Source organism: Amphritea atlantica (assembly GCF_900111095.1).
Classification (GTDB): Bacteria; Pseudomonadota; Gammaproteobacteria; order Pseudomonadales; family Balneatricaceae; genus Amphritea; species Amphritea atlantica.
Genome location: NZ_FOGB01000003.1, coordinates 180,560 through 206,933, shown reverse-complemented (window position 1 = coordinate 206,933; position 26,374 = coordinate 180,560). Strand labels below are relative to the sequence as shown.

Annotated in this window: 24 protein-coding genes; 16 read left to right on the top strand and 8 right to left on the bottom strand. The window is 51.0% G+C overall.

Translation table 11 applies throughout. The features are described from left to right. Positions 1-45: 45 nt before the first annotated feature. Positions 46-2,034 carry a DNA topoisomerase III gene (locus BMY09_RS06870; protein ID WP_091355771.1) on the top strand — a complete coding sequence of 663 codons (1,989 nt, stop codon included), beginning with the start codon at positions 46-48 and terminating at the stop codon, positions 2,032-2,034. A 160-nt stretch (positions 2,035-2,194) separates the two neighbouring features. On the opposite strand, the gene BMY09_RS06865 is transcribed toward BMY09_RS06870, so the two are convergent. Beyond that, entirely contained in the window at positions 2,195-2,665 is a 471-nt protein-coding gene (locus BMY09_RS06865) for a nucleoside triphosphate pyrophosphohydrolase family protein (RefSeq protein ID WP_091355769.1), read from the bottom strand. 225 nt (positions 2,666-2,890) lie between these two features. On the opposite strand from BMY09_RS06865, the gene hutC reads away from it, so the two are divergent. The 6 genes from hutC (at position 2,891) to BMY09_RS06835 (ending at position 10,912) form a co-directional block, all read left to right on the top strand. After that, positions 2,891-3,601, top strand: a complete 711-nt coding sequence (gene hutC, locus BMY09_RS06860; protein WP_091356251.1) for a histidine utilization transcriptional repressor HutC — start codon at positions 2,891-2,893, stop codon at positions 3,599-3,601. A gap of 463 nt (positions 3,602-4,064) precedes the next feature. Then, the gene (gene hutI, locus BMY09_RS06855; protein ID WP_217647404.1) at positions 4,065-5,246 is read left to right on the top strand and encodes an imidazolonepropionase; all 1,182 of its coding nucleotides are present in this window, start codon (positions 4,065-4,067) and stop codon (positions 5,244-5,246) included. Then, on the top strand, positions 5,239-6,219 hold the full coding sequence (hutG, locus tag BMY09_RS06850) for a formimidoylglutamase (protein WP_091355764.1): 981 nt from the start codon (positions 5,239-5,241) through the stop codon (positions 6,217-6,219). The genes hutI and hutG overlap by 8 nt, the downstream gene beginning before the upstream one ends. A 5-nt stretch (positions 6,220-6,224) precedes the next feature. Beyond that, a complete protein-coding gene (gene hutU / locus BMY09_RS06845; protein ID WP_091355761.1) occupies positions 6,225-7,898 on the top strand; it encodes a urocanate hydratase in 1,674 nt (557 codons plus the stop codon). A gap of 97 nt (positions 7,899-7,995) precedes the next feature. Then, entirely contained in the window at positions 7,996-9,528 is a 1,533-nt protein-coding gene (gene hutH / locus BMY09_RS06840; protein WP_091355758.1) for a histidine ammonia-lyase, read from the top strand. A gap of 424 nt (positions 9,529-9,952) precedes the next feature. Continuing rightward, positions 9,953-10,912, top strand: a complete 960-nt coding sequence (locus tag BMY09_RS06835; protein WP_091355755.1) for an AraC family transcriptional regulator — start codon at positions 9,953-9,955, stop codon at positions 10,910-10,912. A 115-nt stretch (positions 10,913-11,027) separates the two neighbouring features. Here the strand turns inward: BMY09_RS06835 and BMY09_RS06830 are convergent, their stop codons facing one another. From BMY09_RS06830 to BMY09_RS06805, 6 genes are all read right to left on the bottom strand, one after another. After that, positions 11,028-11,831, bottom strand: coding sequence for an IclR family transcriptional regulator (locus tag BMY09_RS06830; RefSeq protein ID WP_091355753.1), 804 nt, complete (start codon positions 11,829-11,831; stop codon positions 11,028-11,030). Positions 11,832-11,892: 61 nt separating this feature from the next. Further along, positions 11,893-12,603 carry an ABC transporter ATP-binding protein gene (locus tag BMY09_RS06825; protein ID WP_091355750.1) on the bottom strand — a complete coding sequence of 237 codons (711 nt, stop codon included), beginning with the start codon at positions 12,601-12,603 and terminating at the stop codon, positions 11,893-11,895. Positions 12,604-12,605: 2 nt separating this feature from the next. Further along, entirely contained in the window at positions 12,606-13,364 is a 759-nt protein-coding gene (locus BMY09_RS06820; protein WP_091355748.1) for an ABC transporter ATP-binding protein, read from the bottom strand. Then, a complete protein-coding gene (locus BMY09_RS06815; RefSeq protein WP_091355745.1) occupies positions 13,361-14,326 on the bottom strand; it encodes a branched-chain amino acid ABC transporter permease in 966 nt (321 codons plus the stop codon). Before BMY09_RS06815 ends, BMY09_RS06820 begins: the two co-directional genes overlap by 4 nt. A gap of 11 nt (positions 14,327-14,337) precedes the next feature. Beyond that, positions 14,338-15,201 (bottom strand): branched-chain amino acid ABC transporter permease, encoded by an 864-nt coding sequence (locus BMY09_RS06810; protein ID WP_091355742.1) that lies wholly within the window; start codon positions 15,199-15,201, stop codon positions 14,338-14,340. A gap of 94 nt (positions 15,202-15,295) precedes the next feature. Continuing rightward, positions 15,296-16,480: an ABC transporter substrate-binding protein gene (locus BMY09_RS06805; protein WP_091355740.1), complete on the bottom strand. Its 1,185-nt coding sequence runs from the start codon at positions 16,478-16,480 to the stop codon at positions 15,296-15,298. Between the two features lie 533 nt (positions 16,481-17,013). Between BMY09_RS06805 and BMY09_RS06795 the strand changes: the two genes are divergently transcribed. The 9 genes from BMY09_RS06795 (at position 17,014) to BMY09_RS06755 (ending at position 25,292) form a co-directional block, all read left to right on the top strand. Continuing rightward, positions 17,014-17,205 (top strand): 4-oxalocrotonate tautomerase, encoded by a 192-nt coding sequence (locus BMY09_RS06795; protein WP_091355737.1) that lies wholly within the window; start codon positions 17,014-17,016, stop codon positions 17,203-17,205. Between the two features lie 141 nt (positions 17,206-17,346). Then, positions 17,347-18,270 (top strand): catechol 2,3-dioxygenase, encoded by a 924-nt coding sequence (locus BMY09_RS06790; RefSeq protein ID WP_091355735.1) that lies wholly within the window; start codon positions 17,347-17,349, stop codon positions 18,268-18,270. A gap of 835 nt (positions 18,271-19,105) precedes the next feature. Further along, positions 19,106-20,443, top strand: a complete 1,338-nt coding sequence (gene benA / locus BMY09_RS06785) for a benzoate 1,2-dioxygenase large subunit (protein ID WP_091355732.1) — start codon at positions 19,106-19,108, stop codon at positions 20,441-20,443. A gap of 2 nt (positions 20,444-20,445) precedes the next feature. After that, the gene (gene benB, locus BMY09_RS06780; protein WP_091355729.1) at positions 20,446-20,937 is read left to right on the top strand and encodes a benzoate 1,2-dioxygenase small subunit; all 492 of its coding nucleotides are present in this window, start codon (positions 20,446-20,448) and stop codon (positions 20,935-20,937) included. A 44-nt stretch (positions 20,938-20,981) separates the two neighbouring features. After that, entirely contained in the window at positions 20,982-21,983 is a 1,002-nt protein-coding gene (benC, locus tag BMY09_RS06775) for a benzoate 1,2-dioxygenase electron transfer component BenC (protein WP_091355727.1), read from the top strand. 10 nt (positions 21,984-21,993) lie between these two features. Then, complete coding sequence (locus tag BMY09_RS06770; protein ID WP_091355725.1) at positions 21,994-22,779, top strand: 1,6-dihydroxycyclohexa-2,4-diene-1-carboxylate dehydrogenase; 786 nt, start codon at positions 21,994-21,996, stop codon at positions 22,777-22,779. 446 nt (positions 22,780-23,225) lie between these two features. After that, on the top strand, positions 23,226-23,861 hold the full coding sequence (locus BMY09_RS06765; RefSeq protein WP_091355722.1) for a hypothetical protein: 636 nt from the start codon (positions 23,226-23,228) through the stop codon (positions 23,859-23,861). A gap of 147 nt (positions 23,862-24,008) precedes the next feature. Continuing rightward, positions 24,009-24,488, top strand: coding sequence for a GIY-YIG nuclease family protein (locus BMY09_RS06760; RefSeq protein WP_091355719.1), 480 nt, complete (start codon positions 24,009-24,011; stop codon positions 24,486-24,488). Between the two features lie 111 nt (positions 24,489-24,599). Continuing rightward, complete coding sequence (locus tag BMY09_RS06755) at positions 24,600-25,292, top strand: hypothetical protein (RefSeq protein ID WP_091355716.1); 693 nt, start codon at positions 24,600-24,602, stop codon at positions 25,290-25,292. A gap of 240 nt (positions 25,293-25,532) precedes the next feature. On the opposite strand, the gene BMY09_RS06750 is transcribed toward BMY09_RS06755, so the two are convergent. After that, positions 25,533-26,372 (bottom strand): class III extradiol dioxygenase subunit beta, encoded by an 840-nt coding sequence (locus BMY09_RS06750; RefSeq protein WP_091355714.1) that lies wholly within the window; start codon positions 26,370-26,372, stop codon positions 25,533-25,535. Between the last annotated feature and the right edge of the window lie 2 nt (positions 26,373-26,374).

Sequence of the window (26,374 nt, the reverse complement as noted above, 5' to 3'; positions counted from 1 at the left end):
TATTGAGATAACGTATCTGTATATTTAACCAGTATTTCTTCCGACATGATCCTATACATTGCAGAGAAGCCCAGCCTCGCCCGGGCGATCGCTGATGTTTTACCCAAGCCCCATAAAAAACACGAAGGCTATATCGAGCTGGGCAACGGCGACTGTGTCAGTTGGTGCCTTGGGCATCTGCTGGAGCAGGCTGATCCTGCGGACTACAATCCCGATTTTAAACCCTGGCGCTTTGAACACCTGCCGATTATTCCCGATGAGTGGAAGTTAAAGCCCCGCAGCCAGACCCGTTCACAGCTCGCGGTGTTGCGTAAACTGATTCGGCAGTCGAAACAGCTTATACATGCGGGCGACCCTGACCGGGAAGGGCAACTGCTGGTGGATGAGGTGATCAACTATCTGGGGGCCAGTGAAACCAAGAAACGAACTGCACAGCGGCTATTAATTAGTGATCTCAACCCTAAGGCGGTGAGCGCTGCGCTGGGGAGCCTTAAATCTAATGCTGAATTTATACCGTTATCTGTATCGGCGCTGGCGCGCTCTCGCGCGGACTGGATCTACGGCATTAATCTGACCCGGGCATACAGTATTCAGGGGCGCAAGGCTGGCTATAACGGCGTGTTGTCGGTTGGCCGGGTGCAGACGCCACTTCTGGGTCTGGTTGTCCGGCGAGATAAAGAGATCGAGAACTTTGTTTCAAAGCCGTTTTATGAGGTGCAGGCGGTGATTGAGACTGAGGCGGGGGAACAGTTCAAAGCGCGCTGGAAGCCCAGTGAAAATTGCCAGCCCTATCAGGATGAAGAGGGGCGGGTATTAAACCGCAAACTCGCTGAAAATGTGATTTCGCGGATCAAAGGGCAGCCCGCAGAGCTGGTAAAACTTACCCAGAAGCGTAAGAAGGAAAATGCGCCCCTGCCTTTTAATCTGTCGGCGTTGCAGATAGAGGCAGCGAAGCGTTTCGGTATGAGCGCTAAAGCTGTACTGGACACCTGTCAGTCGCTGTATGAACGGCATAAACTGCTGACCTATCCCCGTTCAGATTGCCGCTATCTCCCTGAGGAACATCACCGGCAGGCGGGGGAAGTGATCAGCGCGATTGGCGCTAATCTGCAGACACTGACTGAGTTTTTGCCTCAAATCGATGCCGCCCGCCGTTCATCGGCCTGGAACGATAAGAAAGTCAGTGCCCATCACGCGATTATACCGACCACCCGGCAGGCAAATCTTGCCTCGCTGAGTCAGCAGGAACGCCAGTTATATGAGCTGGTGAGCCGCTACTATCTGGCCCAGTTTATGGCGCCCTATGAGTATGACGATACCCGGGTTGATCTGACGATTGCAGGGGGGCAGTTTATAGCAACCGCCCATCAGACGTTGCACTCTGGTTGGAAATTACTGCTGTCCACATCTGAAGCAAAACATAGTCTGCTGCCAGTATTAGCAGAAGGACAACCGTTACAATGCGTTGATGGTCTGCTGGAAGAGAAAAATACGCAACCACCCAAGTATTTCACCGATGCAACTCTGTTGGCCGCGATGACCGGTATCAGCCGTTATGTTGCCGACCCGGAAGTCCGTAAAGTGTTGAAAGAGACCGATGGACTGGGCACCGAAGCAACCCGGGCAGGTATCATCGAGTTGCTGTTTACCCGTGGTTTTTTTGTCAGAGAGGGGAAAACAATCCGTTCCACCACGGTGGGACGTGCATTGGTTGATTGTCTGCCAGAGAGCGCCACCACGCCGGATATGACCGCGCTCTGGGAATCCGAACTGAGCAGGATCAGTCAGCAGGAAAGCAGTTACAGCAGCTTTATGGAGCCGCTGACCCAGCGGTTACATGGATTAATTGCTCAGTCGGCAGAGGTGGTGATTCCTGATACGCTGAAAGCCTTAAGTCCTGCGCCTAAGAAACGGAGAACCAGTCGAACCCGCACGGGCTCTGCGGCGAAAAAGCCTGCCGCTAAGAAAACTGCTGCTAAGCAAACGACCACTGGCAAGAAACGGACACCTGTCAGACGTAAAAAGTCGGCTTAACCACACTGGTCAGTTATATATTCCGACGCTTATTTCAGAGATAAAAAAACGGTGCATAGGTGCACCGTTTTTGGCTGTTTAAAGCATCGCCCTAACTGAATAAGCGCTATCTGCTGCGCTCTTCAGTCAGGCTGCTTTATACTGGTTGCTTATATATGGCTTATACAAGCTTTGGCTCGTGCCAGTTGATGCATTTAAGAAACTTATGGGCAGGGTAGAACTTGCCATCTTTGCCGGTCTGATCTTCAGATGACTTGATAAAGGCTTTAGGCAGTTCACCGCCGCTGTATACATTCAGACCGATCTCCGTACGGTAATAGGCCAGGGTTTCCTCGATCTCCGCTTCGGTTTTACAGAGTTTAGACAGGTTGCTTTCCTGAACCGCGGCCATATCTTTATCGGCATCAATACCCAGCACATGGGCCATGCCGTAAGTGACAACCAGTATGTCAGCAACTGCATCCCGCACTTCAGACATATCTTTGTTCTGAATCCCCTCAACCAGTTCCGCCAGTTCCTCCTGGATCAGGTGCAGCTGTTTACCGGCCTTTTCCCAATCCGGATTATTCATGTTGCCCAGTTGATTGCCAAAAACAGTGTTCAGAAAGGAAACGTCGGTGAAATTACTCATGGTTGCATCTATACCGTCAACAGTTAAAAACGGCCTATATGATGAACGTTTCGACGTCGAATCGCAATTTGAAATCTGTTGATTTTGAATCATCAGGGATCCACTGCGTATGGTGAGTCAGATCGGTGTGTGGGAACTGCCCGAATATCTTCATGATCAAGTAAATCTGACAACTCAGGTCTGAATGGATACAATCAATTTTTTTGCACCGTGATGAGGGAGCTTGTGAGCAACAGACCACGCTACCAGCAGATCAAAGGCTATATTCTGGATGGCATCAAGCAGGGGACCTATACCTCTGGCAGTAAAATCCCTGCAGAAGTTGAGCTGGCGAAACAGTTTGAGGTCAGCCGGATGACGGTGAACAAAGCGATCAGGGACCTGGTGCAGGAAAACCTGTTAGTGCGCTATCCGGGCATGGGTACTTTTGTCACCGATGCTAAAGCGGAATCACCGCTGGTGGATATCCGCAATATCGCTGAAGAGGTGGTACAGCGGGGTCATCGTTACAGTTGTTCGGTCATCAAACTGCAGGACGCAGTTGCGGATGAGGTGATCGCGATGCAGATGGGCGTTCCGGTGGGTACCTCTTTGTATCGCTCAGTGATCGTGCATCGGGAAAACGATCTGCCCATTCAACTGGAAAACCGTTTTGTTATTGCACGCCTGCTGCCGGATTATCTGAATCAGGATTTCACCGCCGGTACGCCCCACGAATATTTGTCAAAAATGTATCCGGTCTCCAATGTCGAGCATATCGTTGAAGCGATTCTGCCAGATTCGAATGTACAGCAATTGCTGGAGATCGACGCCAATACCCCCTGTCTGCTGGTCAACCGTCGCACCTGGTCCGATGATCGTCTGGTCAGTTTCGCCTGCCTGACCTATCCTGGCACCCGTTATAAGCTACGTTCGCTGGCATCACCGGGTATCTGAGTTTTCTGTTGCGGCTGGCGATCCCTTTCATTTGTTAGCCTGAAGCACCGATCAGCGATTACCGCATTGTTCATCCCTCCATGCGGTATCTCTCTTTATCGTTATCCCTATTGTTTACATTGGGGCCTATATCAGAGATTCACAAAGCTTTGCTTCTTATGTCTATACATAGGCTCAGACCTATGCAGCGCTCTGTCATGCAATTTTTTTGTGTCTGATTCAGGCGGGGCAGCAAGAATTTTGTAGTCATGTTTAGTTAATTAAAAATCATATTTTTCAGTTGTTTATAAGAAATTATTCCGTCATATCAATTTTTATTCAGGATTAATCTCAGGAGTATTAATAAAAATAGTTTGGCTCTCAGATTTTGTAATGGTATATATATGTATATACAAAGTATGTCTGAGGTGTTTTTGTGTTCAATCGCTGTGAAAAAATCTGGATCAACGTCAACTGTGCAACGATGGATCCAAACATCGAAGCGCCCTATGGCGGCCTGAAAGATCAGGCGGTCGGAGTCCGGGACGGGCAGATCGTGGCCATTGCACCGATGTCTGGGCTGGATCTGAAGGCTGTGACCGCTGAGCTGATCGATGCCCGGGGCGGCTGGATGACACCAGGCCTGATCGATGCGCATACCCATCTTGTCTATGCCGGCAATCGTGCTGAGGAGTTTGAACAGCGCCTGTTGGGTGTGAGTTATGCCGAGATTGCCCGTCAGGGCGGCGGTATTTTGTCCACGGTTAACGCCACCCGTAACGCGACGGTTGAAGAGCTGGTTGAGCTGTCGCAGCCCCGCCTGCAAGCATTGATGGCGGAAGGGGTGACCACGGTCGAGATTAAGTCTGGCTACGGTCTCAGCCTTGCGGCTGAACTCAATATGCTGCGGGCGGCTAAACAGCTGGCTGAGCAAAACCCGGTCAGGGTGTCGACAACGTTGCTGGGTGCCCATGCGCTGCCACCAGAGTTTCGCGATGATGCCGAGGGCTATATCGATCTGGTGTGTCATGAATTGATTCCTGCCGCGGCCCGTGAAGGGCTGGCTGATGCGGTGGATGTGTTCTGCGAAAGCATCGCCTTTACGCCGGCCCAGTGTGATCGGGTGTTCCGGGCTGCCTGCGAGCACGGCTTGGGTATTCATGCCCATGCAGAGCAATTAAGTAATCTGCACGGGGCAGAACTGGCGGCCCGTTATGGTGCCTGGTCGGCTGATCATCTGGAGTGGTTAGATGAGGCGGGGGTTAAAGCGATGGCCGGGCAGGGCACCGTCGCAACTCTCCTGCCCGGTGCCTTTTATTTCTTGCGCGAAACAAAGCTGCCGCCAATCGAACTGTTGCGTAACTATCGGGTACCGATGGCCATTGCCACCGACCTGAATCCCGGCTCCTCACCGCTGGCATCTCTGCAGCTGATGATGAATATGGCCTGCACACTGTTTCGCCTGACGCCGGAAGAGGCGCTCAACGGGGTTACCCGTCATGGGGCGCAGGCTCTCGGTTCAGCTGCGGATATTGGCATGCTCCGTGAGGGGATGCTGGCGGATATGGTGCTCTGGGATATCGCTCATCCGGCTGAGCTGGCCTGTCAGTTTGGCGTCAATCCGATCCGCCAGCGAATTGTCGCCGGGGAGGTAACCCATGTCTGAATACTCAACGGCGTTTGATGCTATCTGGAAAGGCCGTATCGATACGGAAGAGCTGCCAGAACTGGCCAATCGTCTGCATCAGCAGATTCAACCGCTGACTGCCGGAACTGCGGCTGAGACCGCTGACAGTGTGGCGATTATCGGTTTTTGCAGCGATGCAGGAGTGCGCCGAAACCGGGGCCGTGTTGGCGCTCGCCGGGCACCGGATCTGCTGCGTAGTGCGCTGGCCAGTCTGCCCTGGCCTGTCTCCCGACCGGCCTGGGATGCCGGTAATGTGGTATGCGAGGGCGATGAGTTAGAAGCGGCCCATCAGGCGCTGGCTGATCAGGTGCAGGATTGTCTGAGCGCAGGTCACTTTCCGTTTGTACTGGGCGGGGGGCATGAGGTTGCTTATGGCAGCTGGAGCGGATTGAACCACTATCTGCAGCGGCAGAGTGAAACATCCGGCAGCAGGCCTAATATCGGCATTATCAACTTTGATGCTCACTTCGATCTGCGTCCGGATAGCAACGGCTGTAGCTCTGGCACGCCGTTTTATCAGATTGCGCAACAGTGTCAGGCGAATAACTGGCCGTTTAAGTACTGCTGTCTCGGTGTCAGTGAGATGTCGAACACCGCCGCGCTGTTTCAGCGGGCTGATCAGTTGAATGTGACTTACCGTAAGGACAGCGAGCTGGATATTACTCGGCTGACTGAAACTACCCATTTGCTGCAACAGTTTATGGCTGATTGCGATCAGCTCTATCTGACAATTGATCTGGATGTGCTGCCTGCAGCGGTCGCTCCCGGTGTCAGTGCTCCCGCCGCCCGGGGGGTAGGGCTGGAGATACTGGAGCCCCTGATCGCAACGATTGTCGCAACCGGCAAACTGAAACTGGCCGATGTTGCCGAATACAACCCTGAATTTGATATCGATAACCGGACCGCACGCGTTTCTGCGCGTCTGTTCCACTGTATTGTTAAACGAGGATAAGAAAAATGAATGATAGCCGTCACGACGCCAATCGCCTTATTAAAGCGCCGACCGGAACTGAGCTGAGTTGTAAAAGCTGGCTGACCGAAGCGCCGATGCGGATGCTGATGAACAACCTGCATCCGGATGTTGCCGAGAAGCCGGAGGATCTGGTGGTTTACGGCGGTATCGGTCGTGCAGCACGCAACTGGGCGTGTTATGACAAAATTATTGAAGTGCTGCAGCGACTGGAAGAGGATGAAACGCTGCTGATTCAGTCCGGTAAACCGGTGGGGGTGTTTAAAACCCATGCGGATGCTCCCCGGGTACTGATCGCCAACTCCAATCTGGTGCCCCATTGGGCGACCTGGGAACACTTCAATGAACTGGATAAGCAGGGCCTGATGATGTACGGCCAGATGACCGCGGGATCATGGGTCTATATCGGTTCGCAGGGGATTGTGCAGGGGACCTACGAGACCTTTGCCGCAATGGCGAAAAAGCACTTTGGGGGTGATGCCTCTGGCCGCTGGGTACTGACCGGTGGTCTGGGGGGAATGGGGGGGGCTCAGCCCCTGGCGGCAACCATGGCCGGGTTCTCCTGTATTACGGTTGAATGTGATGAGACCCGCATCGATTTCCGTCTGCGAACCCGCTATGTCGACAAAAAAGCCTATACCCTGGATGAAGCGCTGGATATGATCGCCAGCGCTAAAGCGAAGGGCGAAGTGGTTTCGGTGGGATTGCTGGGCAACTGCGCGGATATCTTCCCGGAGATTGTTGAACGGGGTATCACACCCGACGTGGTGACGGACCAGACCAGTGCCCATGATCCGTTGAACGGCTATCTGCCGAAGGGCTGGACGCTGGAGTACGCAGCGCAGATGCGCCTGAAAGATGAAGCGGCGGTGGTCGATGCGGCAAAAGAGTCGATGGCGGTTCAGGTGCGGGCGATGCTGGCTCTGCAAAGTCAGGGGGCGGCGACGACGGACTATGGTAACAATATCCGTCAGATGGCCTTTGAAAAAGGCGTTGAGAACGCCTTCGACTTCCCCGGATTTGTACCCGCCTATATCCGGCCGCTGTTTTGTGAGGGGATCGGTCCTTTCCGCTGGGTAGCGTTGTCCGGTGATCCGGAAGATATCTATAAAACTGATCAGAAAGTGAAAGAGCTGATTCCGGATGATCCGCATCTGCATAACTGGCTGGATATGGCCCGTGAACGGATCGCTTTTCAGGGGCTGCCGGCGCGGATCTGCTGGGTAGGGTTGAAGGATCGTCAGCGCCTGGCGCTGGCATTTAACGAGATGGTCAGAAATGGAGAGTTGAAAGCGCCGGTGGTAATCGGCAGGGATCACCTTGATTCAGGTTCGGTAGCCAGTCCCAACCGGGAAACCGAAGCGATGCTGGATGGCTCCGATGCGGTGTCCGACTGGCCGTTGCTGAATGCCCTGTTGAATACTGCGGGTGGAGCCACCTGGGTGTCGCTGCATCATGGCGGAGGTGTAGGCATGGGCTTTAGTCAGCACGCGGGCGTGGTCATTGTTGCGGATGGTACTGAGGCTGCGGAAAAACGCCTGGCGCGGGTGCTGCGCAATGATCCGGGCACCGGCGTGATGCGTCATGCGGATGCCGGTTATGATATTGCCATCGATTGCGCCCGGGAGCAGGGGCTGGATCTGCCGATGCTGAACAGATAAAAAATCAACTATAACTGATAGTGTATTGCTCATTGGGCCTGATCGACGTCGGGCCTGATGTGATGCAGTCGATAAATATTTTTTAGGAACTATCCTGATGTATCAACTTACTGTTAACCCGGGGCATCTCTCCCTGGCTGAATTACGCCGAATTAACCATGAGCCGGTGTCGCTGTCTCTCGATCCTGCCTGTCATGAAAGGATTCATGCCAGTAGTGCGGCGGTTGAACGGGTCATCGAAGCGGGGCGGGTTGTCTATGGGATCAACACCGGCTTTGGTCTGCTGGCAAATACCCGTATCGCCATTGAAGATCTGGCGCTGTTACAGCGCAGTATTGTTCTGTCCCATGCTGCGGGTGTAGGTGAACTCATGGCAGAATCGACTGTACGGCTGATGATGACCCTGAAGATCAACTCGCTGGCACGGGGTTTTTCCGGGATCCGTCTGGAAATTATAGAAGCGCTGATCAAACTGGTTAATGCTGAAGTTTACCCCTGTGTCCCGCAGAAAGGTTCGGTAGGAGCCTCCGGCGATCTGGCGCCACTGGCACATATGAGCACCGTACTGCTGGGTGAAGGTGAAGTGACTTACAAAGGTGAGCGCATGTCTGGCGCCGAGGGCCTGCGGATCGCCGGACTTGAGCCGATCGCTCTGGCACCTAAAGAGGGATTGGCATTGTTGAATGGTACGCAGGCGTCTACCGCATTTGCACTGCAGGGGCTGTTTGCCGCCGAAGATCTGTTTGCCGCGGCGATTATATCCGGATCCCTGTCTGTGGAAGCGGCACTGGGTAGCCGTCGGCCGTTTGATCCCCGGGTACATGAAGTGCGCGGGCAACAGGGGCAGATCGATGCAGCTACCGCCTACCGTCATCTGCTGGGGGAGCGTTCCGACATTGGCGATTCCCATGAAGGGTGTGAGAAAGTTCAGGACCCCTATTCACTTCGCTGTCAGCCTCAGGTCATGGGGGCTTGTCTGCAACAGATTCGTCAGGCGTCAGAAGTCCTGCTGGTAGAAGCCAATGCGGTGTCTGATAATCCGTTGGTGTTTATCGAAACCGACGAGTTTATCTCTGCCGGTAATTTTCATGCCGAACCGGTTGCCATGGTGGCCGATAATCTGGCGCTGGCCATCGCTGAGATAGGTTCACTGTCTGAACGGCGCATGGCGCTGTTGATCGACTCCAATCTGAGTAAGTTGCCACCGTTTCTGGTAAATAATGGCGGCGTTAACTCTGGTTTTATGATCGCCCAGGTGACCGGTGCAGCACTGGCCTCTGAGAACAAGTCACTGGCACATCCCGCCAGCGTTGACAGTCTGCCAACCTCCGCCAATCAGGAAGATCATGTGTCGATGGCCACTTACGCCGCTCGCCGGTTAAAGGATATGGCGGATAACACCGCGGGTATTCTGGCGGTGGAACTGCTGGCGGCTTGTCAGGGTGTCGATTTCCGGGCACCGCTGAAGTCATCAGAGCGGGTCGAAGCCGCTAAGGCACAGCTGCGTGAAGTAGTGCCTTTCTATGATAAGGACCGTTACTTCTCACCGGATATCGAAAATGCCAAGCAGCTGATTCAGAGTGGGGTTTATAACGCGTACATGCCGGAGCAACTGCTACCGAGCGTATAAACAGCGCGACGATTGCAAACGAAGCCATGACGCTACGGGATTCACCCGATAGCGTCGTGGCTGCGTTGTTACAGATCATCCTGATCAGAAAAGATAGCGTCTATTGCCACTTGTTTGTCTTCTTCTACTTTTGATCGCTATGGCCAGCATAATTCCCTTGCTGCCGTTTGTTGTTCTTTCTACTCATAAGCTTTCTACTTACAAGCTTTCTATTTTCCAAACTCTCTATTTCAGCATTGCTACTTTCTATTAGCTCCTGCACCGCGCGTTATATTTACTCATCGCTTTAATATGAGGTGAACCTGAAGGTCTGCGTTTTAACATGTAAATTCTTCAGGTAAAAGTCACAGAAACCGAGGGTAAATTGACAGCTGATGTTTTATTATATATAAACTGATTCATAAATAATAAAAATAGAGAAGTTATGATGTTTAACGAAGTGCTGCAGGGGAGCGCCATTTATCAGGCGCAGGATCCCCAGGTTATATCCGATTACGTCAACAAACATATTGGAACACATCGGATATCTGTAAAGGGTGAGTGCGATCAGAAAGCGTCTATCTGGCATCGGAATCTATCCGATGTGGCGCTGTCGCGGATAACCTATGGTGGCAATGTCAGGGTTCAGTCAGCCGATCTGGAAGATATCTATCATCTGCAAATTGTTACTAATGGGGTTTGTGACTGGAGTCTGGCGGATAAAGATCTGAGAGTCCGTGCTGGCGAGGTTCTGCTGCTTAACCCTAATGACAGGGTTGATCTTAACTACTCTGCCGACTGTGAGAAAGTGATTGTTAAGATCCCTAAAAGCGTCATGATCTCGGCGTTGGCGGAGAAGGTCGCTTATCTGCCAAAGGATGGGGTTAAGTTTGATCATGCGGTACGTAAAACCTCTGACCATCGTTCTCTGATCCACCTGCTCGAACTGATCTTTATGGAAGCGGAAGCGGCGCAATCAGACTTCTCTCAACTGGCGCCCTACAGCAGTTTGCTGGCGGTTAAACTGCTGGACTGCTTTTCCAATAATATTCAGATTCCCGCGGAGGAGCAGGCACCTCACTGCTTCTCGGCAATTGACAGCTATATAGCGGATCATATTAAAGATGACCTTTCGGTCGATGATCTGGCCAGTCTCAGCCGGGTGAGTCAGCGGACGCTCTATAATATCTTCGCGCGGCATAAATCAGTCACCCCGATGCACTATATTAAGCAGCAGAAGCTGATGCACGTGCACAAAATGTTGCAGGATGGCGAGGGTGGCTGTCGCAATGTCACCGAAGTAGCTCTAGATTTTGGCTTTATGCATCTGGGGCGTTTTTCCAGCGAATATCGCAAGATGTTTGGCGAACTGCCATCTGAAACGTTGAAGAAGAGGGGGCACTAGCTCATCAAGGTCGGGTGAGCGACCGTTCAGTCGCTTACATCAGGCAGCTTATTCAGGCACTTTGTTCAGGCACCTTATTCAGGCACCTTATTTGGGTGCCTTTTTTGATGCAAACTCAGCTATAACCTCTCAGTTGTTGTGTTGCTGTCTGGCAGGCGTGGAGTACCGCCTGCTCATAGATGCTGCCTTTTTCTACCGGCGTATCACTGGTCTGGCCGAGTAGGTTGATGATCGAGCTGATATTGTTATCGACATCAAAGATGGGGGCACTGACGACGTTGATATCCGGCAGATAGTCCTGCATGAAGCGACAGACTTTCTCCTCCCTGATCTCCTCAAGCAGTTTCATAAACTCACTTTTATTCAGCGGCTGTCCCATATGCCTGGGCAGGGCAGGAGGGTTTGCGAAAAATTCATCGACGATCTCCTGACGTCGTTGATCCGGCAGAAACGCCAGGAATATGCGTCCGGAAGCCGAGGTAAAGGGGGATAGTTGCGACCCGAGACGGATATTAACGTTAAGGGAGCGGCTGGAATCCAGCCATTTGATCACCAGCGGGTAGTTGCCGTTCCAGATGGCGACGGTAATGGTCCGGTCGTATTCCCGGTGCAGCTTTTCTGCACATAAAAATGCGCTCTGAATAGGATCGATGAGGCGCAGTGCTGAGATACCGATTTTCAGACTGCTGGTGGCCAGGGTATATTTTGAGTCACTCTGCTGACTGATGTAACCCAGTTTTACCAGACTCACCAGATATTTATGTAACCGGCTGGGAGACATCTCTGATAGTTCAGCCAGTGCTTTTAATGTGATGGGTTTTCCATATTCGGCGATATGTTCCAGGATTTTTAAACCCAGTTCCAGTGAACTGATACCCTGTTTCTGATCTTTGGGAATCGTAATCGTGGTGTCGATCATACAGTGCTTTATTCCTTATAGCGGGAGACCTTTATTATCAGGCAGGCCTCCCGCTATCGTATTAGACTGCCAGGCTTTGTTCAATAAACGCTTTATTGTCATCAAGTGATCGGGAATCCCCCTGAAACATCACTTTTCCTTTTACAATCAGGATATGTTTCTCGCACAGTTCATTGAGTACTTTAATGTTTTTATCCACGATGATGGTGGATACACCAGAGTCTTTAATCTGTCTGATCACCTGCCAGATCTCTTTACGAATCAGTGGTGCCAGCCCCTCGGTTGCTTCGTCAAGGATCAGCAGGTCCGGGTTGGTCAGCAGGGCACGACCGATGGCCAGCATCTGCTGTTCGCCGCCAGACAGTTGAGTGCCCTTATTGGTCAGTCGTTCGGTCAGACGGGGAAACACCTCCAGCACCTGATCGTAGGTCCAGTTAGCGTCACCCCTGGAGTTTTTCCGCGCTGCTATCTGCAGATGCTCTTTTACCGTCAGGTTGTGAAACATCCCCCGTCCCTCGGGAACATAGGCGATATCCCGGCGCATCCGTTTCCAGGTAGGCAGACGGGTAATATCCTCCCCTTTGTAAATCACTGAACCGCTGCGGGGTGGTGCGATCCCCAGAATCGATTTCAGGGTGGTGGATTTTCCCATGCCGTTGCGGCCCATAATACTGACCGTTTCTCCACTTTTAATATCAAAGGAGACGCCATGCAGGATATGGCTCTCGCCGTAGAGTGTCTGCAGGCCGTGAACTTCAAGAATATTCTGCATGGTTAAAATACCTCATCATCGTTACCGAGATAAGCATCCTGAACAAGCGGGTTGTTGCGGATATTGTCTACGGTATCGGTTATTAAGTGTTGGCCATCGACCATCACCGTCATCAGATCTGACAGTTCAAACACTGCATCCATATCGTGTTCGACGAGGACAATGCAGTATTGCTGCTTCAGCTCTTTTAGCAGACTGATAATGGTTTGTGATTCTTCATGGCCCATCCCCGCCATCGGCTCGTCCAGTAACAGGACTTTCGGTGAGGTGGCGAGTACCATGGCGATCTCCAGCTGGCGCTGCTCACCATAGCTGACCTCGGTTGCCCGGGTATCCGCCCGCGCAGTTAAGCCGACCTGTTGCAATGCCTTCCGGGCTATCTCGGTGATCTGACGGTTTTTGCTGCGTTTTCTGAACAGGTTAAAGCTGCCGCCGATGCGTTGCTGGGCGGCGATACAGCAGTTTTCCAGACAGGTCGCGTTATGGAAAATATTGGTTTTCTGAAAGCTGCGGCCAATCCCCTCGCGGCAAAACTCATACCCCTTCAGGTGGGTGATCGGTTTGCCGTGATAAAGGATCACGCCGCTGGTGGCGGGGTAGGCACCACAGAGGGTGTTCAACAGGGTGCTTTTGCCTGCGCCGTTGGGGCCGACAATGCTGTGTAGTTGCTTATCTTTAAACTGAATATTCAGTTCATTCAGTGCCTTCAGTCCACCCCAGAATTTACACAGGTTTTCCGCTTCAAGGATTGTCTGATTCATGAACGTTTACCTCCCAGAGCATTAAGGAATCCCGCGATACCGTGTTTGAGGGTGAGCACCAGTGCAATGATCAGCACACCCATAAAGAACATCCAGTACTCAGTCAGGTGCTCGATATAGTAGTGCAGCCCCTCATACATAAAGCTGCCGATAATGGCGCCAAAAACCGAACCAAGCCCTCCCAGTAACGCCATCACCAGCGCCGTTGCTGATATGTCCCAGGACATCATGCTGGGGTTGACGAAGCCAAACTGCAGGGCAAACAGATAACCGGCATAGGCCGCCAGAGATGAGGAGAGCACGTAGGCGATCAGGCGGAAGTGGAAGATGTTATAACCCAGTGCAATGGCCCGGTCGGGGTTCTCTTTCAGGGCGTCGATGACCCGTCCGAATGAGGAGTTCATGATAACTTTAAAGAACACAAAACAGTTGAACAGCGACAGCAGGCAGAGGTAGTAAAAGTGGGTTTCATTGTCGAGATCGAGAAAACTCAATCCGAAGATGCTGGTTTCCGGTTTGATGTAAACGAACAGACCGTCAAGCCCGCCGTATTCAACTGAATCGGCAAAGAAGTAGAAGGTCATCTGCGCCAGTGCCAGGGTGATCATAATCATATAGATGCCACTGGTGCGCAGCACAATCAGACCAACAATCAGGGCGATAAAACCGCTGATCAGCATCACATAGAAGGTATAAACCCAGAAGTTAACCGCTTCATATTCGGGGGCAAGAATGGTGAAAATATAACCACCCAGGCCGTAAAACATCGCGTGCCCCAACGTGATCAGGCCGGTGCGTCCCACCAGATAATCCAGCGACATGACAAAAATGGAGAGGATGATAATTGTTGAGAACTTATTGATATAAAAGGTGTTGCCCTCCAGAAACAGTGGAATGAACAAACCGATTGCGAAAAACAGATAGATAAATATCTTTTCAGATTTACTGGAAAATATAGACATAGTCTTGCCCCTCAGTTTTTAAACAAGCCCTGGGGCTTTGCTAAAAGGATCAGTGCCATCAACAGATAGATCGACATGCTGGAGGCTTGGGGTACCAGCACTGAGGCATAGGTATCAACGATGCCGACAATCAGTGCCGCGACAAAAGCGCCTTTAATCGACCCAAGGCCACCAATCACAACCACAACAAAGCAGGAGATCAGCACATGTTCGCCCATGCCGGGCACCAGGCTGACAATCGGCGCTGAAACGATACCCGCGAGGGATGCCAGGAAAACCCCAATGGCAAACACAATGGTGAACAGTTTGCTGATATCGACACCCAGGTTTTCCACCATGGCACGATCTGATTCCCCGGCACGGATCATCATCCCCAGGCGGGTTTTATTGATGGTGAAATACATGGTGGCGGCAACCAGCAGGCAGAGCAGCGAGATAAACAGACGATAAACCGGATATTCGACGATATCGGTCAGTTTGATAGAACCCGACAGTAGTTCCGGAACTTCAACCCCCAGCGGGTCGTTGCCCCAGACAAAGCTCTGGGTGGCGTTAAAGATAAAGATCAGCCCCACGGTCAGCAGCACCTGGTCCAGGTGGTCTCGCTTATAGAGGTGGATAATCAGAAATCGTTCGATGATGATGCCGATCACCAGCGCCATCGTACCGCTGATAAGAAAGGCCAGTAGAAAACTGTCGGTCAGGGTGGTGAAATAGTATGCAAGGTATGCCCCAATCATATACATAGAGCCATGTGCCAGATTGAGAATACCCATGACGCCAAACACCAGTGTGAGTCCTGACGCTATCAGAAACAGTAATAGCCCGTACTGTACTCCGTTGAGGAGTTGTACCAGGAAAAGTGACGTATCCATAATATCTGCCTAAAGATGAATCTTGGAAAATCCGATGAAGGGCCTCCGCGAAGACCCTTAATTGAGCTCCTGAACGGAGCTCCTGATCAGAGTGTTATAGTTTGCAGCCGCGGGCAGGGTCCTCCAGATGATCCTGAGCAACTTTAACCACCGTGTTCTGGCCATCAACCACCTTGCGCAGGTAGATGGTCTGAATCGGGTTATGGGCTTTTGAAAAGTGGAATGCACCCCGTGGGCTGTCTATTTCCAGTTTCTCCATCTGCTGAATCAGTGCGGCTTTATCGGTGGTATTGCCACCCGTCGCGCTTACCGCCTGTGCGATCAGCTGACCCGCATCATAACCCTGCACGGCGAACAGGTCGGCGGGCTTGCCGTAGAGGGTTTCATAATCCTGACGGAAGCGTTGGTTCTTAGGGATATCCAGCGCATCGGCGTAGTGCAGGGTGGTAATCACCCCTTCAGCCGCAGGCCCCTGCGCAGTGGTGGTGCCTTCGGTGAGGAAGCCTGAACCCAGCAACGGTATCTTGCCTTTTAACCCCATGGCGTCGTAATCCTTAACAAACTTAACCGCACCGCCGCCCGCGAAGAAGACAAATACCGCATCAGGATTGATGGAGGCTATCTCGGTCAGATAGGACTGAAACTCTGTTTTCGGGAATGGCACCAGCATCTCTTTAATCACTTCACCCCCGGCTTTGGTGAAGGATTCGTTGAACGCCTCCAGAGACTCTTTACCGAAACCGTAGTTCCAGCTCATGGTGACGATCTTTTTATAGCCCATGTCATAGGCTTCTTTTCCCATCGGGAACGCGGTCTGCCATGAGGAGAATGATGTGCGGAAGACGTTGGGCTGGCAGAAGGCTCCGGTGGCCGCATTAGCACCGGCATTGGGAATGATCATGATGGAGTCTTTACCTTTGATGGTTTTGATCATCCCCATTGCGACCCCGGAATGTACCGGGCCAATGACGAAATCAGCTTTCTGGTTGTCAACCAGCGAGGAGGTGATTTCGGGCGCGCGTGCAGGTTTGGCTTCGGTGTCCATCTCGATAAATTCAACCGGGCGGCCAGCGATGCTGTTGCCTTGCTCTTTCAGTGCCTGTTTCAAACCATTGCGGGTCGATTCCCCCAGGCCGGCATAAACACCACTGAAGGGCAGCATGACACCCACTTTAATCGGATCACTGTCCGCAGCCATTGAGCCGGAACTCATTGTGATCATGGTGGCGGCAATGCTGGCAGATAGAACTGACGGGAATATCTTCTTTTTATTGTTCATCACTAATGTCTCAAAGTTAGAGGATTAAGTCGAACCCAGCCTATGTCCGAAGCGGGCTTTCCAATAGCCACTGATTGCAAGCTTTGTCCATCTAGCGCATGGCATTCGCTTCGCTGCAGAAAATGGATAGAGAGTTTCGCTGAACGGATTTTTTTACCTCTTGCGTGCACCGATAGTAGAGATATGAAAGATGCCCTGGCGAATGTTCTGTCAGTAATAAACCGGAACAACAGTAGTCAGAAGGGCGCAGGACTACAGATCGCCAGCACAAGGTGAATGCTGTAACCCTATGTCGTCAGTGATCGACTCCCGCTATAAGGATTTTAAGTTCGGTCTGAAGAGTGTTATCGCGGATAACTCCGGTTCCAGCCGGGTTATTACCGGTGGGCGTATGGCACCTTCATCATGATCGGTGCGATCACTGCGGCGGCACAGGTCAATAAAGGCGACGGCTTCAGTGTCCGTTATCAGGATGCGGTCAGTTTATTTAGTGGCTCAGATCGGATGATCCAGGGCAAGGAGTAAGAGAAATTATGCCGATTATTCATGTGAACATCATTGAAGGCAGAACGGATCAGCAGAAAGAGTTGCTGATTCATGAGATTACTGAGGCGGTCAATAGAGCCATCAATGCCCCGAAGGAGTCGGTGCGGGTGTTGATCAGTGATGTGCCTGCGCAACACTGGGGCATTGGGGGGCAGTCAGCAAAAACACTGGGCCGATAAACCCATATCCGCGAACGTCAGGCTGAAGGGGGATATCTGCTGGCTGGTCGGGTTTACCCTCTTTCCGATATGCGGACTGAGGTTGTCAAACAACTACAGGTTGAAACGGCCTGATTAAAATAACAACAGAGGATTAACAAAATGAAAAAGGGTGTAATGCGTCCCGGTCATGTGCAGCTCCGGGTGTTGGATATCGATGAAGCGCTGGCTCATTATCGGGATCTGCTGGGACTGATTGAGGTGGAGCGTGATGATCAGGGGCGCGCCTATCTGAAAGGCTGGACCGAAGTGGATAAGTTTTCGGTTGTTCTGCGTCAGGCCGATGAGCCGGGTATGGACTTTATGGGCTTTAAGGTGCTCAACAACAGCGTGTTAGAACAGCTGGAGAGCGACCTGATAGCGTACGGCTGTGCGGTGGAGCATATTGCAGCGGGTGAGCTGAGTGGCTGCGGTCGTCGCATCCGTTTTGAAGCACCGACAGGTCACCGCTTTGAACTCTATGCGGAAAAAGAGCAGCCCGGTAAATGGGGGGTATCCAACGTTAATCCGGAAGCCTGGCCGATGGATCTGAAGGGGATGAAAGCCACCCGTTTTGATCACTGCTTGTTGTATGGGCCGAATGTTGAAGATACTTATGCGCTGTTCCGAGATGTGCTGGGCTTTGATCTGGCCGAACAGGTGGTTGATCCGGAAGGTAATCGTGTTGCGGCGTTCCTGACCGCCAGTATGAAAGCCCATGACGTGGCGTTTATCGACTGCCCAGAGCCGGGTAAATTCCACCATGCCTCGTTCTTTCTGGAAACCTGGGAGTCGGTGCTGCGTGCGGCGGATCTGATCTCCATGACCAACACCTCCATCGATATCGGCCCGACCCGCCACGGCCTGACCCATGGTCAGACCATCTACTTCTTCGACCCATCAGGCAACCGTAACGAAGTGTTCTGTGGTGGCGATTATCACTACCCCGATCATGAGCCGGTCACCTGGAAGGCAGAGGATCTGGGTAAGGCGATCTTCTATCATGACCGGGTTCTGAATGAACGCTTCCTGTCAGTACTCACCTGATCGGCAACGTTGCCCGGAAGAGGGCTTTTTCGGGCAACGCTGCCGGATATCTTGAGTTTCATATGGCGCTTGTGTCACCGCGTTTTCACGCTTGCTTTGCTCCCTTTCGCAATGTGTTTGGCCTCCTTCTGGAGGTCTTTTTTTGGTTTATCGCAGGTTATGGGAGATAAAGAAAATCCGCTGTTTTGAGTCTGGATGTTATAAAGGTTTTACCACAGTACCCAGAGGGCATACTAAGTGCACAGAGGATAAGTAGACGTGCTGTTTAGCGGTTCCTCTGTGCTCTCTGTGTCCTCTGTGGTGAGTCTGTTTTAGATGATGGCTCCCGTGTTTTATCACGGCAGACGTCGCGCCAAAAACCGCAGGCTTGAGTCTGGATAAGGTTTTACCACAGCCCCAGAGTGCATGGAGAAGTGCTGTTTAGCGGTTTCTCTGTGCGCTCTGTGTCCTCTGTGGTGCGTCTGTTTTAGATGATGGCACCCGTGTTTTATCACGGCAGAAGTCGCGCCAAAAACCGCTGGCTTGAGTCTGGATAAAGGTTTTGCCACAGCGCGCACAGGGGACACGGAGAAGTACTGTTTAGCGGTTTCTCTGTGCTCTCTGTGCCCTCTGTGGTGAGCCTGTTTTAGATTATGAAGCCGCCTTCTATGGCGGCAGACTGCCGTTCTATTAGTCACTACTAGTCACTACCCCGATACCCCTTTCCTGGTCGACAAAGAAGCATTATCCCGTTTCTGCACTGTAGGTGCATAAATAGGATATAGGTCGGCATAAAGCGGATATTGAGTCACCCCTCTGTTGAGTATCTTTGAGGAAAACAATAGAGGTGGACCGAATGAACACAGCACTGTTTAATAAAATTGATTCAATGATGGAAGAGAAACCCGAAGAGGGTATCTATCGCTGCAAGCGGGATATGTTTACCGATCCGGAACTGTTCGAACTGGAGATGAAGCATATCTTTGAAGGTAACTGGATCTATCTTGCTCACGAAAGCCAGATTCCTAACAAGAATGACTTTTTTACCTACACCATGGGTCGCCAGCCGATCTTTATTACCCGCAACAAAGATAATGAGCTGAAAGCCTTTATCAACGCCTGTAGTCACCGTGGGGCGATGTTGTGCCGGACCAAAAAAGGCAATCGTGCGGCCCACACCTGTCCGTTTCATGGCTGGGTTTTCAACAACGATGGCAAGCTGCTCAAGGTTAAAGACCCTGATGATGCCGGTTATCCGGAATCGTTTAACTGCGAAGGGTCGCACAACCTGAAAGAGGTGCCCCGTTTTGCCAGCTACAAGGGCTTTCTGTTTGGCAGTCTGAACCCTGATGTTGTCTCTCTGGAAGAGTATCTGGGAGAAGCGGCGAAAATTATCGACATGATCGTGGATCAGTCACCGGAAGGTCTGGAAGTACTGCGTGGCAGCTCAACCTACGTGTATGACGGCAACTGGAAGGTTCAGGCTGAAAATGGCGCGGATGGTTATCACGTCAGTGCGGTGCACTGGAACTATGTGGCAACCACCGGTCGTCGGGATAAAGAAACCGATAAAACCAAAGCGATGGACGCCAGCACCTGGGCGAAGCAGAAGGGTGGTTTCTATGCCTTCGATCACGGCCATATCTGCCTGTGGATGCAGTGGCCAAACCCGAAAGACCGGCCAATCTACCAGCGCCGTGACGAGCTGATCGCCAGCAGTGGTGAGGCACGAGCGGACTGGATGATCGGTAATCTGCGTAACCTGTGCGTCTATCCGAACGTCTTCCTGATGGATCAGTTCAGCTCGCAGATCCGCCAGTTCCGTCCTATCGATGTCAATAAAACGGAAGTCACTATCTACTGTATCGCGCCGAAGGGCGAAAGTGCCGAGGCACGTGCTCAGCGGATTCGTCAGTATGAAGATTTCTTCAATGCCAGTGGTATGGCAACCCCGGATGACCTGGAAGAGTTTCGTTCATGCCAGAAAGGCTTTATGGCCAGCAGCCTGGAATGGAACGATATGTGCCGGGGGGCGGAACACTGGATTAAAGGGCCGGATGAAGAGGCGAAAAAGCTGGGTATGAATCCCGTGATGAGCGGTGCTAAAACCGAAGATGAGGGGCTGTACACCGTGCAACATCGTTACTGGGTTGATGTGATGAAGAAAGCGGCAGCCGAACAGGAGGAGAAATAATCATGGCTATCTCAATCGAGCAGGTAAATAAGTTTCTCTATGAAGAGACCCGCTATCTTGATGACAAAGACTGGGATAGCTGGCTGGAGATGTATGCCGAAGATGCAACCTACTGGGTGCCCTCCTGGGATGATACCGGCGAGCTGACCGAAGACCCTCAGTCTGAGATTTCGCTGATGTATTACGCCTCACGCAGCGGACTGGAAGACCGGGTGTTCCGTATCAATACAGATAAATCCAGCGCCACCAGTCTGCCACAGCCGCGCACTTCGCATAATCTGAGTAACATTGAGATTATCGAAGCGTCAGATGATCAGTGTCAGGTGCGTTTCAACTGGGTTAACTATGCCTATCGTTATGAGCACGTCTACACCTACTTCGGCACCAGCTTTTATACCCTGGATACCTCCTCTGAGCGACCGAAGATCAAAGCGAAAAAAGTCGTGCTGAAAAACGACTATATCCATCATGTGGTCGATATCTATCATCTTTAATAATAACAATAAGGCCCCCGGTTTAACGGGGGCCGGGATCGATTATGTCTTATAAAATTGCATTAAACTTTGAAGACGGTGTCACTCGTTTTATCGAGTGCAACGAGGGTGAACTGGTCGCTGATGCCGCCTATCGTCAGCGGGTTAATATTCCACTGGATTGCCGCGATGGTGCCTGTGGTACCTGTAAGTGCCATGCCGAATCCGGCAAATATACACTGGAAGATTACATCGAGGATGCGCTTTCTGAAGAAGAGGCAGAGCAGGGGCAGGTGCTTACCTGTCGCATGGTGCCCACCTCCGACTGCGTCGTCTCAGTACCGGTGTCCTCTAAGGTATGCAAAACCGTTACCGAGACCTATCCGGTTGAACTGTCAGCGATTAATCGTCATTCAGACACCGCAATCAGCTTTTCGGTGAAAGGTGAGAAACTGGCGAAGCTGCACTTTCTGCCAGGACAGTATGTCAATATTAAAGTGCCGGGTAGCGATGAAACCCGGGCTTACTCCTTCAGTTCACTGGTGAGTGATGCCAACGAAGTCTCCTTTCTGATCCGGGTGATTCCCGATGGCAAGATGAGTGGTTATATGCGTGACAGCGCTCAGGTGGGAGAACCGCTGGAGATCTCTGGTCCGTTTGGCAGCTTCTATCTGCGGGATATGAACCGCCGGGCACTGTTTCTGGCAGGCGGTACCGGTCTGGCCCCGTTCACGGCGATGCTGGAAAAGATGCAACGGGATGGTCTGGAATACCCGGTACACCTTATCTACGGTGTAACCAACGATATCGATCTGGTCGAGGTTGACCGGCTGGAACGTCTGGCGGCAGCGCTGCCACTGTTCAGCTTCGCCACCTGTGTTGCCTCACCCGAGAGCGAACACCCAACCAAAGGCTATGTCACCCAGTACATCGAAGCCGAACACCTCTGTGATGGTGATGTTGATATCTATCTCTGCGGTCCGCCGCCGATGGTCGATGCGGTCAACCACTACTTCTCAGAAAAAGGCATGACACCCGCCAGCTTCCATTACGAAAAATTTGCCTGAGGTAACCTCTATGTCTGTACGTCGTTTTGAAGAAAAGGTTGTCGTCGTCACAGGGGCCGCTCAGGGTATTGGCCGGGAGGTAGCGTTTCGGGCGGCGGCGGAAGGTGCGCTGTTAGTACTGGTCGATTTCTCGCCTCTGGTGGAGGAGGTTTCCGCTGAGATCACCGGGCTGGGCTTTCCAGAGCCACTGGTGGTGCTCGCCAATCTGGAGCAATATGCCGAGTGTTGTAAGGTGATGGATGCCGCCGTGGACAAATATGGGCGTATCGATAGCCTGATCAACAATGTCGGTGGCACCATCTGGGTTAAACCCTATGAGCATTATGAAGAGGCGCAGGTAGAAGCGGAGATACGCCGTTCACTGTTTCCAACCCTCTGGTGTTGTCATGCGGTGCTGCCTGTGATGCAGCAGCAAAACGCAGGCGCAATCGTCAATGTCTCATCCATCGCCACCAAAGGACTCAACCGGGTTCCCTACGCCGCCGCCAAGGGGGGCGTTAACGCCCTGACAGCTTGTCTCGCCTGGGAGAATGGCAACCGCGGAATCCGTGTCAATGCGGTAGCACCCGGTGGCACCGATGTCGGTGAGCGGAAAATCCCCCGCAACACCCAGCCGATGAGCGATGATGAAAAGGTGTGGTATCAACAGATCGTAGACCAGACCATCGATTCAACAGTGATGGGCCGTTATTGCACCCCCGATGAGCAGGCCAGCGCGATCCTCTTTCTTGCCTCCAATGACGCCTCTTATATCACCGGAACAATCCTCCCTGTAGGTGGGGGAGATCAGGGGTGATTTGAACTTCACTTAACAGGCAGCCAGTTGGCTGCCTTTTTTTATGATTGGGGGGCGTTGTCAGATCGCCGCTTCGCGGCTGGCTAGAAAAAGCAAAGAAAACAGCAGTTGTAGTCATTGGTAAGGCTGGGATATAGTGAAACCTGGTGGGTAACTGGAGTACCCGTATCGTAGTCTGTGGTTTTGATGGATCTGTGTCGCTCAGTCAGGGATTAAAGGCAGTTCAGACGGATATTCAGGATGAATACCAGTAATCCTTTTTTCCTCTCTGGCAGTTTTTACCTTCGCATATTGAGTCATATTTTCCTGACGATGTCGGCTTTCGCGATACATTCATATGTACCTTACAAGGTAGCAAAGCTTGCAAGCTATAGAACCTTGCATGGGCGCAATAATAAAATGTTAGAAGTTTTGAAGCCCACGCGGTTTCCGAAGGAGTGATAGTTATGTCTATGGATTGGTATGAGGCAGAACAGGAACAAGCATACTCTGAGTTCATAGATTCGCTTGCTGCTGAACTATATGATGAGCACAAAGAACAGGCTATAGCCGAATTTGTATCAGAGCGCCTCGCGTCATATTATAAAACCCATGCTCATATGGCAGAAGATGCAATAACCTTCTTAAAGAAATCTCAGTCACTTCAAGATAGCGAACCTACAGCATCGCTAATATTTTCATCAACGGTAACAGAAGTTTTATTAAAATCTGTTCTGCTAAAACCGATCGTGTATGGACTTGTTCACACGGAATCGTTAGCTGAGCTAATTTCAACTGTGCTTGTTAAGCAAGCAGGTATTGATCGCTTTAAGGAACTAGTTTTCGGCATTCTAGAGCACCATATCCATTTTGAGAGTGGAATTAGCAACTATTGCCGTGAGGGTGCTGATGTTCCTCTCTGGAAAGAAAGGGAAGGCATTCAAGTCTTGAGAAATAAAGTTCTTCATCAAGCTAAAACCTGCAATAAATATGATGCAGAGCGGTCTCTTGGTGTTGCTATGGCGTTTATAAATCTTACAAATCTTTTGCTGAGCAGCATTGGTTTAAAGTTTTCGAAAGGGGGCTTGTTGGTTAGTGAGTAACTGTAATGCCGCTCCTAACAATCACAAGCAAGGGACCAAACTACGCTCCGTAAATTTGTGGTTCGCTACGCTCACTCTACCACAAATTGGCTCCGCTTCGTTTGGCCCCTGTTGTGGGCGTTATTAGAGCTACTCAAGGAATTGAACATGCCTGTCTATTTCATAGCTGAGAACGAAAATGGAAATTATGGCGATCTCAGAGTGAAGATTGGGATGAGCATTAATGTCCAAAGACGTATTAGGCAGTTGCAAACGGGAAGTCCCTACGCGCTTAAGCTAATGGGATGGATAGAATCGAATAACGATAGGGCATTGGAAAAACAGCTGCATCAAAAATATTCTTCAGTGAACACTCATCGGGAGTGGTTCGCATTGGATGCAAGTGATGTATTTGAAGAGCTTAAACAGCACTCGATAAGCAGTTTCATTGCAACAAACGATAACGCGTTTGAAATCGTTTCACATGATCGAGATGGCGTGCCGGAATATCTCGGCGCTTGGCAGTGGGGTGATTCAGAAATAGATGAGTTTTGTCCTTCTTGTGGGTGGGGAGGCGGAATGGATTACAACGAAAATTACGGTGGCATGAGGTGTCTAAATTGCGGTCTTATGGAGTCGTCTATGTAGCCCTCTCTAACAAACGGCTGCACCGGACAAATTTTCGCGGTCACTTTTTTTGCAACAGCACGCACAAAAGCCGTCATCAAAAAACTGCTGGTAAGCCGGGTGATAAATAGTATGACAATATATTCGATATATAAAAAATGTTTAAAGCGCATTGGGGGGATTTCAAATCCTGATGTACATTGGTATTTGAATGAACGCCCAAAAATCATCACGAGAAAGTCATTTATCGAGGCAGTGATCTTTGCTGTTTGGGCATCTGGCATGAGTCGCGTGTCTGCTAGTTCTTTCTTAGAGAGAGCAGATGACAATGGATTTTCATGGAACTATGAAGATATTTCTTCCTCTTCCAAGAAAGAGTGGAGTTCTTTTCTCGTTTCCATGCACGGGAAATCAGTACCACCTAAAGCACGTGAAAAGTGGAACGCTATTCAGTCTATAGCAGAATTGGTTTCCACGTTTGATTCAGAAAAGGACTTCAGGAAGTTAATGTTTCAGGGAAAGTATAAGAGCATTAAATTAGACAAAACAGATGTAATGGCTTTGAGAAAAATGAAATTGCCATATATTGGACCAGCTAATTGTCAATTTGTAATAAGAAATATGGGTGGTGAAGCAATAAAGTGTGATCGATGGGTTAAGGCATTTATGGAATATCACGATCTGACGCACAGTTATTTAATTAGTTATTTAAAGAAAAAAAAACTGCCGGAAGGTTTGTTTGATCTGGTTATTTGGGCATATTGTGAGATGTTCGTTAAGGAAGTGAAAAATTTTAACGAGCATTTTTCAGAAAATTTTGCTTAACAAATCGCTAACAAAAGCAATGGAGAGGGACAAACCTCACGGCGCAAATTTTTGTGGGCTTTCGAGTTTTGGCATGAATTAGAGTGCCAATACAATCCTCTGCAAGAATGCCTGTCATTTATCTCAAGCTAAGTGAGTTTCGACATCATTGAAAGCAACAAGCACCACGCTAAAGTGCTCAGGCCATAACGACTATGGCCTGAGAACAACACAAACGTGATGTGTTAATCGTAAGACCGGTTATTCCGGTTTTAAAACCAGATGGCCCACTGCGGTGTTAGAGCCGGGTACATGATAGTGACGGTGCAGCGGTTTAACATGGTCTCCCAGTGCGCCACGCATAATCAGCCACATCACCAGTTCTATACCTTCAGAGCCTGCTTCGCGCAGATATTCGATGTGGGGCATCTCCCGCAGACGCTGAGGATTGGCGGTCAGGTCATCGAGAAATGCATTGTCGAATGGCTGGTTGATCAGTCCTGCACGTGGGCCTTGTAGCTGATGGCTCATACCACCGGTGCCCCAGATCTGTACATTGAGGTCTTCAGGGAAGCTTTCTACGGCGCGGGCAATCGCTTCACCCAGCATCCAGCAACGGTTGCCTGTGGGTGGTGGATATTGCACCACGTTGACGGCAATCGGTACTACTTTGACCGGCCAGGCGTCGGGCTGACCAAACATCAGCGACATCGGTACGGTCAGACCGTGGTCAACATCCATTTTGTTAATAATGGTCAGATCAAACTCATCCAGGATGCAGGACTGGGCGATGTGCCAGGCCAGATCAGGCTCGCCAACAACGGGTGGTACCGGCCTTGGTCCCCAGCCTTCATCCGCTGACTGATACTCTTCAGCACAGCCAATGGCAAAGGTTGGGATAATATCCATCGAGAAGGCGGAGGCATGATCGTTATAGACCAGAATAACGACATCGGGCTTCTCTTCTTTGAGCCACTGTTGGGTCCACTCATAACCTTCGAAAATCGGTTTCCAATAGGCATCTTCGGTCTTGCCATTATCAATCGCTGCACCAATGGCGGGTACATGGCTACTGGCGATGGCTGCTGTAATTCGTGCCATGA

Coding starts and splice junctions, on each gene's coding strand:
- BMY09_RS06870 (WP_091355771.1), top strand. CDS start 46: ATGATCCTATACATTGCAGAGAAGCCCAGCCTCGCCCGGGCGATCGCT.
- BMY09_RS06865 (WP_091355769.1), bottom strand. CDS start 2,665: ATGAGTAATTTCACCGACGTTTCCTTTCTGAACACTGTTTTTGGCAAT.
- hutI (WP_217647404.1), top strand. CDS start 4,065: ATGGATCCAAACATCGAAGCGCCCTATGGCGGCCTGAAAGATCAGGCG.
- hutG (WP_091355764.1), top strand. CDS start 5,239: ATGTCTGAATACTCAACGGCGTTTGATGCTATCTGGAAAGGCCGTATC.
- hutU (WP_091355761.1), top strand. CDS start 6,225: ATGAATGATAGCCGTCACGACGCCAATCGCCTTATTAAAGCGCCGACC.
- hutH (WP_091355758.1), top strand. CDS start 7,996: ATGTATCAACTTACTGTTAACCCGGGGCATCTCTCCCTGGCTGAATTA.
- BMY09_RS06835 (WP_091355755.1), top strand. CDS start 9,953: ATGATGTTTAACGAAGTGCTGCAGGGGAGCGCCATTTATCAGGCGCAG.
- BMY09_RS06830 (WP_091355753.1), bottom strand. CDS start 11,831: ATGATCGACACCACGATTACGATTCCCAAAGATCAGAAACAGGGTATC.
- BMY09_RS06825 (WP_091355750.1), bottom strand. CDS start 12,603: ATGCAGAATATTCTTGAAGTTCACGGCCTGCAGACACTCTACGGCGAG.
- BMY09_RS06820 (WP_091355748.1), bottom strand. CDS start 13,364: ATGAATCAGACAATCCTTGAAGCGGAAAACCTGTGTAAATTCTGGGGT.
- BMY09_RS06815 (WP_091355745.1), bottom strand. CDS start 14,326: ATGTCTATATTTTCCAGTAAATCTGAAAAGATATTTATCTATCTGTTT.
- BMY09_RS06810 (WP_091355742.1), bottom strand. CDS start 15,201: ATGGATACGTCACTTTTCCTGGTACAACTCCTCAACGGAGTACAGTAC.
- BMY09_RS06805 (WP_091355740.1), bottom strand. CDS start 16,480: ATGAACAATAAAAAGAAGATATTCCCGTCAGTTCTATCTGCCAGCATT.
- BMY09_RS06795 (WP_091355737.1), top strand. CDS start 17,014: ATGCCGATTATTCATGTGAACATCATTGAAGGCAGAACGGATCAGCAG.
- BMY09_RS06790 (WP_091355735.1), top strand. CDS start 17,347: ATGAAAAAGGGTGTAATGCGTCCCGGTCATGTGCAGCTCCGGGTGTTG.
- benA (WP_091355732.1), top strand. CDS start 19,106: ATGAACACAGCACTGTTTAATAAAATTGATTCAATGATGGAAGAGAAA.
- benB (WP_091355729.1), top strand. CDS start 20,446: ATGGCTATCTCAATCGAGCAGGTAAATAAGTTTCTCTATGAAGAGACC.
- benC (WP_091355727.1), top strand. CDS start 20,982: ATGTCTTATAAAATTGCATTAAACTTTGAAGACGGTGTCACTCGTTTT.
- BMY09_RS06770 (WP_091355725.1), top strand. CDS start 21,994: ATGTCTGTACGTCGTTTTGAAGAAAAGGTTGTCGTCGTCACAGGGGCC.
- BMY09_RS06765 (WP_091355722.1), top strand. CDS start 23,226: ATGTCTATGGATTGGTATGAGGCAGAACAGGAACAAGCATACTCTGAG.
- BMY09_RS06760 (WP_091355719.1), top strand. CDS start 24,009: ATGCCTGTCTATTTCATAGCTGAGAACGAAAATGGAAATTATGGCGAT.
- BMY09_RS06755 (WP_091355716.1), top strand. CDS start 24,600: ATGACAATATATTCGATATATAAAAAATGTTTAAAGCGCATTGGGGGG.
- BMY09_RS06750 (WP_091355714.1), bottom strand. CDS start 26,372: ATGGCACGAATTACAGCAGCCATCGCCAGTAGCCATGTACCCGCCATT.